Source organism: Promicromonospora sp. NPDC060204 (assembly GCF_042728455.1).
Lineage (GTDB): Bacteria > Actinomycetota > Actinomycetes > Actinomycetales > Cellulomonadaceae > Promicromonospora.
In genome coordinates, this window is sequence record NZ_JBHWZO010000322.1 from 1 (window position 1) to 6,247 (window position 6,247).

The following is a 6,247-nucleotide window of genomic DNA, read 5'->3' on the forward strand; positions in this document are numbered from 1 at the left end:
GCCGCCCCGGGCCCCCCCCCCGCCGACTCGGCGCCGCGGTCCGTCGACCTGCCCGCGGGTGGGCGCCTGGTCGCCGCGGTGCCGCTGCTGTCGTCGGGAAGCGCACCGCTGTTCCCCGCGCCCGGCAGGTACGAGCTGACGGCGCGGTTCGCCGCGCGCCGGGGGGAGAGCGTCGCTTCGCTCCCGGTCGCCCTCGTGCGTACGGCACCCGACGACGCCGTGGTCGCCGGCCTGCTCGGCGACCGCGACGTGCTGCAGTCCGTGCTCGGCGCGGGGGTGCTCGGCGCCGCGGCGCTGTCGCTGGAGCTGCTGGCCACCTCGCCCGACGCCGGGACGGCCGCCGCGGCCGACCTCGCTCTCGGCCGGACCGACACCCTTGTCGACGCGGCATCCGACCCGGAGGTGGTGCGCGCCGTCGCCGCCCTGCTGCCGCCCGGCGCCACCGGGCAGGACGACCGGCGCGCCGCCGTCGTCGAGCGCGCCACCGCGCAGGCGACGGCACAGGCCGCCCCGCGTGCCGGCGCACGCGCCGGCCCACTTCCGATCGAACGCGCCGTCGCCGCACTGACCGGGCAGCCGCTCGCGCGCTGACCGGGCATCCGCTCACGGAGTGAGGGGGAGTTGTCGAGAGAAGCGCCGCGCCGCTAGGGTCCGCCCTGGACAATTCGCCCATAACAAAATTGGGAGCATGGCGATGACGGCTGACGCGCCGACGGTAGCGCCGACGACAGCGGCGGAGCCGCCGACCACCCCGGAGGCCGTGGCCACTGAGCAGGTCGCAGGGCAGGCCGCAGGGCCGGTCGCACAGCAGGTTCCCGGGCCGGGTCGGCCGCCCACGACGTTCGGCGCACCGTGGATCCGGTCCGCCGGCGAGGTGGCCTGGAAGCTGGTCGGCATCGTCGCGGCCGTGGCCATCGTGTTCTACGTGGTGGGCCTGATCCAGGTCGTGTTCGTCGCCCTGTTCCTGGCCCTGGTCTTCACCACCGTGCTGCTGCCATTGGGCGACTTCTACGACCGGGTCATGCCGCGCGGCCTGGCCATGGCCGCGTCGCTGCTGACGGCGGTGCTCGCCGTCGGCGCGCTCGTGACCTACGTGGTCTCGTCCGTGGTCAGCCGGTGGGAGGACCTCGCCACCGAGTTCGCCACCGGCCTGACCGACCTGGCCGGGCTGCTCACCGGCATCCCGATGCTCGCCGGCATCGGCGGCCCGGACAAGTGGCTGGAGGACGGCGGCGCCTGGCTCCAGTCCCACGCCGGCGACTACGCGGGCACGGCCGCCCAGAGCGCCGGGTCGATCGCCGAGGGCGCGACCGCCGTCGTGCTCGCGATCTTCTGCACCGTGTTCTTCCTGACCCAGGGCGCCCGCATGTGGCGCTGGGCGCTGGACTTCGTCCCCGCCGACCGGCACGACCGCTGGGAGGCGGCCGCCGCTGCGGGCTGGAACTCGTTCGCCGGCTTCACCCGGGGCATGTTCTTCGTCGCGCTGTCCGACGGCATCCTCGCCGGGATCTTCCTGTCCGTCGTCGGCGTGCCCCTGGCCCTCCCGCTGTCCGTCGTGGTGTTCCTCGGCGCGTTCATCCCCATGATCGGCCCCGTCGCCGCCATCGTGATCAGCGTGCTCGTCGCGCTGGCCGCCAAGGGCCCGGTGCTTGCGCTGGTCGTGCTGATCGGCATGGTCGTGGTCGCGCAGCTCGACGCCAACGTGCTCCAGCCGCTGATCACCGGCAAGCAGGTCTCGCTGCACCCCGTGGTGATGGCGCTCGTCGTTGCCGCCGGCTCGGTCCTGGGCGGCCTGCTCGGCGCCGTCGTGGCCGTCCCGCTCACCGCGGTGGCCTGGGCGGTGTTCAGCACACTGCGCGGGACGGCGCCGCTGCAGGGCAAGGTGCCGGTACAGAGCAAGGTGCCGGCACAGGGCAAGGTGCCGGCACAGGGCAAGGTGCCGGTACAGAGCACAGCGGCCCCCCATGAGGCAGACTGACTCGGTGCCTGACCCCGCACCACACGCCACACCACACCCCGCACCGCACGGTGCACCACGACCAGCCGCACCGCAGGCGGCCGGCCCGGAGCAGCGCGACTCCGCGCCGCCGCCGTGGCTGCGCACCTCCGCCGGCTGGTCGTGGCGCCTGATCCTGGTGGTCGCCGGGGTCGCCCTGGTGTTCTGGGCCGTCACCCAGGTGCTGCTCGTGTTCGTCGCGGTCTTCCTGGCCCTGGTCTTCACCGCGGTGCTCAACCCGCTGACCGACCTGTATGACCGGGTGATGCCCCGGGCCCTGGCGACCGCGGCCGCCATCCTGTCCGGCATCCTCGTGGTCGGCGGCCTCGTGACGTACGTCGTCGTCTCCGTCGCCGGCCAGTGGGAACGGCTCGCGGGGGAGTTCAACACCGGCATCGACCAGATCGTGCGCCTGATCGAGAACAACCCGCTCCCCGTCGACGTCCAGGTCGACACGCGCGACCAGTGGATCGACGACGCCGCCAACTGGCTCCAGGAGAACGCCCAGACCCTCGTCGGCCGGGCGGCCGAGAGCGCCGGCTCCATCGTCGAGGGCATCGCCGTGCTGGCGCTCGCGATCTTCTGCACCGTCTTCTTCCTCGCCTCCGGCGGCGCGATGTGGCGCTGGTTCATGCAGCAGGTCCCCGCCCGCACCCGCGGCCGCTGGAGCGAGGCCGCCGACGTCGGCTGGTACACCTTCTCCGGCTACACCCGCGGCACCGTCCTCGTCGCCATCACCAACGGCATCCTCGCCGGGATCTTCCTCACGATCCTCGGCGTGCCCCTCTCCGCCCCGCTCGCCGTGCTGGTCTTCATCGGCACGTTCATCCCGCTCATCGGCGCGCCGCTGGCCATGATCATCGCGGCGGTCGTGGCGCTCGCGGCCGACGGCCTGCTCACGGCCCTGATCGTCACGCTCGGCATCGCGGGCATCGGCCAGCTCGAGGGCCACGTGCTGCAGCCGCTGATCATGGGCAAGCAGGTCTCGCTGCACCCCGTCGTGGTCGCCCTGGGCGTCACGTGCGGCACGGTGGTGGGCGGCATCCTCGGCGCGATCGTCGCCGTCCCGCTCATCGCGGTGGCCTGGGCCGTGTACAGCGCTCTGCGCAAGCCGGTCGACGACGGCGCCGCCTACGAGCGGGCGGACGGCGACGGTGTGGATGACGACACCGGCCCGCCCGGTGACGAGGCCGCCGCCGACGGGCCCGGAGACCCCGCGAAGGCGTGACCGACGTCACGCGCCCGACTCCCGCAAGCGGCGACCCGAAACGGTAAACCTGCAGGTGGGGGGCTGTTTCTGTGGCACCATCGAGGGATGGAACCGTTCGTCCTGGCCACGGAGCACGTCCGCCTGTCCGTCCCGACCTACTCGGACGTGGACGTGATCACCACGGCCTGCCAGGACCCCGCCGTCGCCGAGTGGACGGTGGTGCCGGTGCCCTACGAGCGCAGACACGCCGAGAGCTTCGTGCGGTACCACGTCTCAGAGGGCTGGGCCAAGGGCTCCGTGTACACGTGGGCGGTCCGCGCTGCGGGCGACGCCGACGGGCCGCTGATCGGCATGGTCGGCCTCACGTGCGAGGGCACCCCGGCGGAGGAGCGCGCGGGGGAGCTCGGCTTCTGGATGACACCGGACGCGCGGGGCAGGGGGCTGTGCACCGAGGCGTCCCGGCTGGTGGTCGACTGGGCCCTGGATCCCGAGGGGCTGGGCCTGTCCGTGGTGAGCTGGGTCGCCTACGTGGGCAACTGGGCGTCTCGCCGCGTCGCGTGGCGCCTCGGCTTCCGGCACGAGGCCACCCTGCGCCGGCACGGGCTGCAGCGCGGCGTGCGCCGGGACGCCTGGGTCGGCACCCTCCTGCCCGAGGACCCGCGCGAGCCCAACGAGCCGTGGCCCGTCCAGGCGCCGGCCGTGCACGTGGGTGTCGGTGAGCACGTGGGTGTCAGTGAGCATCCGTAGGCTGGGGCGGTGTTCGACGACCTCTTCAGTACGGTGACGACCGACAGCGCGGGTACCCCGACCGCGCGGGCGTCGTCGCCCCTCGCCGTGCGGATGCGCCCGGCCTCGATCGACGAGATAGCGGGACAGGAGCACCTGCTGGTCCCCGGGTCGCCGCTGCGGCGGCTCATCGAACCAGGTGGGGGCGGCCGTACCGCGCCGTCGTCGGTCATCCTCTGGGGGCCGCCCGGCACGGGCAAGACGACGCTCGCCTACCTCGTGGCCACCGTGTCGGGGCGCCGCTTCGTGGAGCTGAGCGCCGTCACCGCGGGCGTCAAGGACGTGCGCCAGGTGGTCGAGGACGCCCGGCGCCGGCTCGCCACCGGCGGCGACGAGACCGTGCTGTTCGTCGACGAGGTGCACCGGTTCTCCAAGTCGCAGCAGGACGCCCTGCTGCCCAGCGTCGAGAACCGGTGGGTCACCCTGGTGGCCGCGACCACCGAGAACCCCAGCTTCTCGGTCAACTCGCCGCTGCTGTCCCGCTCCCTGCTGCTTACGCTCAAGCCGCTGGAGACCGAGGACGTGCGCGCGCTCGTGCTGCGCGCCGTCACCGACGAGCGGGGCCTCGGCGGTGCGGTCGAGCTCGACGAGGACGCGACCGACCACCTGCTGCGTCTCGCCGGCGGCGACGCCCGCAAGGCGCTCACCATCCTGGAGGCCGCCGCCGGCGCGGTGCTCTCGGACGAGGACCCGGCGACCGGCACCGACGGCACCACCCCGCTGATCGGCCTGGCCGACGTCGAGCGCGCCGTCGACGTCGCCGCCGTCCGCTACGACCGCGACGGCGACCAGCACTACGACGTCATCTCGGCGTTCATCAAGTCCATCCGCGGCTCGGACGTCGACGCCGCCCTGCACTACCTGGCCCGCATGGTGGCCGCGGGGGAGGACCCGCGGTTCATCGCGCGGCGCCTGGTCATCTCCGCGGCCGAGGACGTCGGCATGGCCGACCCCTCCGCCCTGCAGACCGCCGTCGCCGCCGCCCAGGCCGTGCAGCTCATCGGCATGCCCGAGGGGCGCATCGTGCTGGCCGAGGCCGTGGTGCACCTGGCCACCGCCCCCAAGTCGAACGCCGCCTACCTCGGCGTCGACGCCGCGCTGGCCGACGTCCGCGCGGGCAAGGTCGGCACCGTGCCGCCGCACCTGCGCGACGCGCACTACGCGGGGGCCAAGCAGATGGGGCACGGCGACGGGTACCGGTACGCGCACGACTGGCCGCACGGCGTCGCGCCGCAGCAGTACCTGCCGGACGTGCTCGCGGGCTCGCGCTACTACGACCCGAGCGACCGCGGGTACGAGCGGCAGGTCGCGGAGCGCCTGGAGCGCATCCGGGGGATCCTCGGGAGCGACGGGTGACCGGTTGCGCGACCGGGGCCGGCGCCGCGCGCGTGACTGGGCGCGTGACCAGCCCCACGGCGAGCCGGAACGCCGACGTGCGGTAAGATCTTCAGGTTGCCCATGGCAACGCCCTGGGACCTCGGCCCCGCGAGCACGGTGCTCACGCACCCGCTCCATCGGCTGGTCCCGCACCCGGTGCGGTCCCCTTTCGTGGGGGAGTCGTGTCCGGGTGTGACCTTCAATATCTACAGGACAGGACATCACAGTGACTTCTGTGACCCGTGCGCGCCGTCAGGTGCGCCTGAGCCGCAAGCTGGGCCTCGCGCTCACGCCCAAGGCCGTCAAGCACTTCGAGAAGCGTCCGTACCCGCCCGGTGAGCACGGTCGTGCCCGCCGTCGGACCGAGTCGGACTACGCGGTGCGTCTGCGCGAGAAGCAGCGTCTGCGTGCGCAGTACATGCTTCGCGAGAAGCAGCTTCTCAAGGTCTACGAGAACGCCCGCAAGCAGGCCGGCCTGACCGGTGAGGTCATGGTCGAGGACCTGGAGACCCGTCTGGACTCCGTGGTGCTGCGTGCCGGCTTCGGCCGCACCATCCTGCAGGCCCGCCAGCACGTGACCCACCGTCACATCCTGGTGGACGGCAAGATCGTGGACCGCCCGTCGTTCCGCGTGAAGCCCGGCCAGACCATCCAGGTCAAGCCGAAGAGCCAGACCACGGTGCCGTTCCAGGTCGCCGCCGCGGGCGCGCACCGCGACGTGCTGCCGACGCTCCCGGGCTACCTGGACGTGCAGCTCGAGAAGCTGACCGCCACGCTGACCCGTGCACCGAAGCGCGCCGAGGTCCCCGTGACCTGCGACGTGCAGATGGTCGTCGAGTTCTACGCTCGCTGATCGCACCCAGCAGTACCGGACGGCC

At 73.2% G+C, this 6,247-nt stretch carries 6 protein-coding genes; all 6 read left to right on the forward strand.

The window, feature by feature from the left end; translation table 11 throughout:
- The coding region (locus ACFWEJ_RS26090) for a hypothetical protein (RefSeq protein ID WP_377232086.1) at positions 1–591 on the forward strand (591 nt) is incomplete at its 5' end.
- 97 nt (positions 592–688) lie between these two features.
- Positions 689–1,978 (forward strand): AI-2E family transporter, encoded by a 1,290-nt coding sequence (locus ACFWEJ_RS26095; protein ID WP_377232087.1) that lies wholly within the window; start codon positions 689–691, stop codon positions 1,976–1,978.
- 4 nt (positions 1,979–1,982) lie between these two features.
- Positions 1,983–3,224: an AI-2E family transporter gene (locus tag ACFWEJ_RS26100; protein ID WP_377232088.1), complete on the forward strand. Its 1,242-nt coding sequence runs from the start codon at positions 1,983–1,985 to the stop codon at positions 3,222–3,224.
- Positions 3,225–3,311: 87 nt separating this feature from the next.
- The gene (locus tag ACFWEJ_RS26105) at positions 3,312–3,953 is read left to right on the forward strand and encodes a GNAT family N-acetyltransferase (protein ID WP_377232089.1); all 642 of its coding nucleotides are present in this window, start codon (positions 3,312–3,314) and stop codon (positions 3,951–3,953) included.
- 9 nt (positions 3,954–3,962) lie between these two features.
- The gene (locus ACFWEJ_RS26110) at positions 3,963–5,348 is read left to right on the forward strand and encodes a replication-associated recombination protein A (protein WP_377232090.1); all 1,386 of its coding nucleotides are present in this window, start codon (positions 3,963–3,965) and stop codon (positions 5,346–5,348) included.
- A gap of 247 nt (positions 5,349–5,595) precedes the next feature.
- Positions 5,596–6,222, forward strand: a complete 627-nt coding sequence (gene rpsD, locus ACFWEJ_RS26115; RefSeq protein ID WP_182615637.1) for a 30S ribosomal protein S4 — start codon at positions 5,596–5,598, stop codon at positions 6,220–6,222.
- The last annotated feature ends 25 nt before the right edge of the window (positions 6,223–6,247 follow it).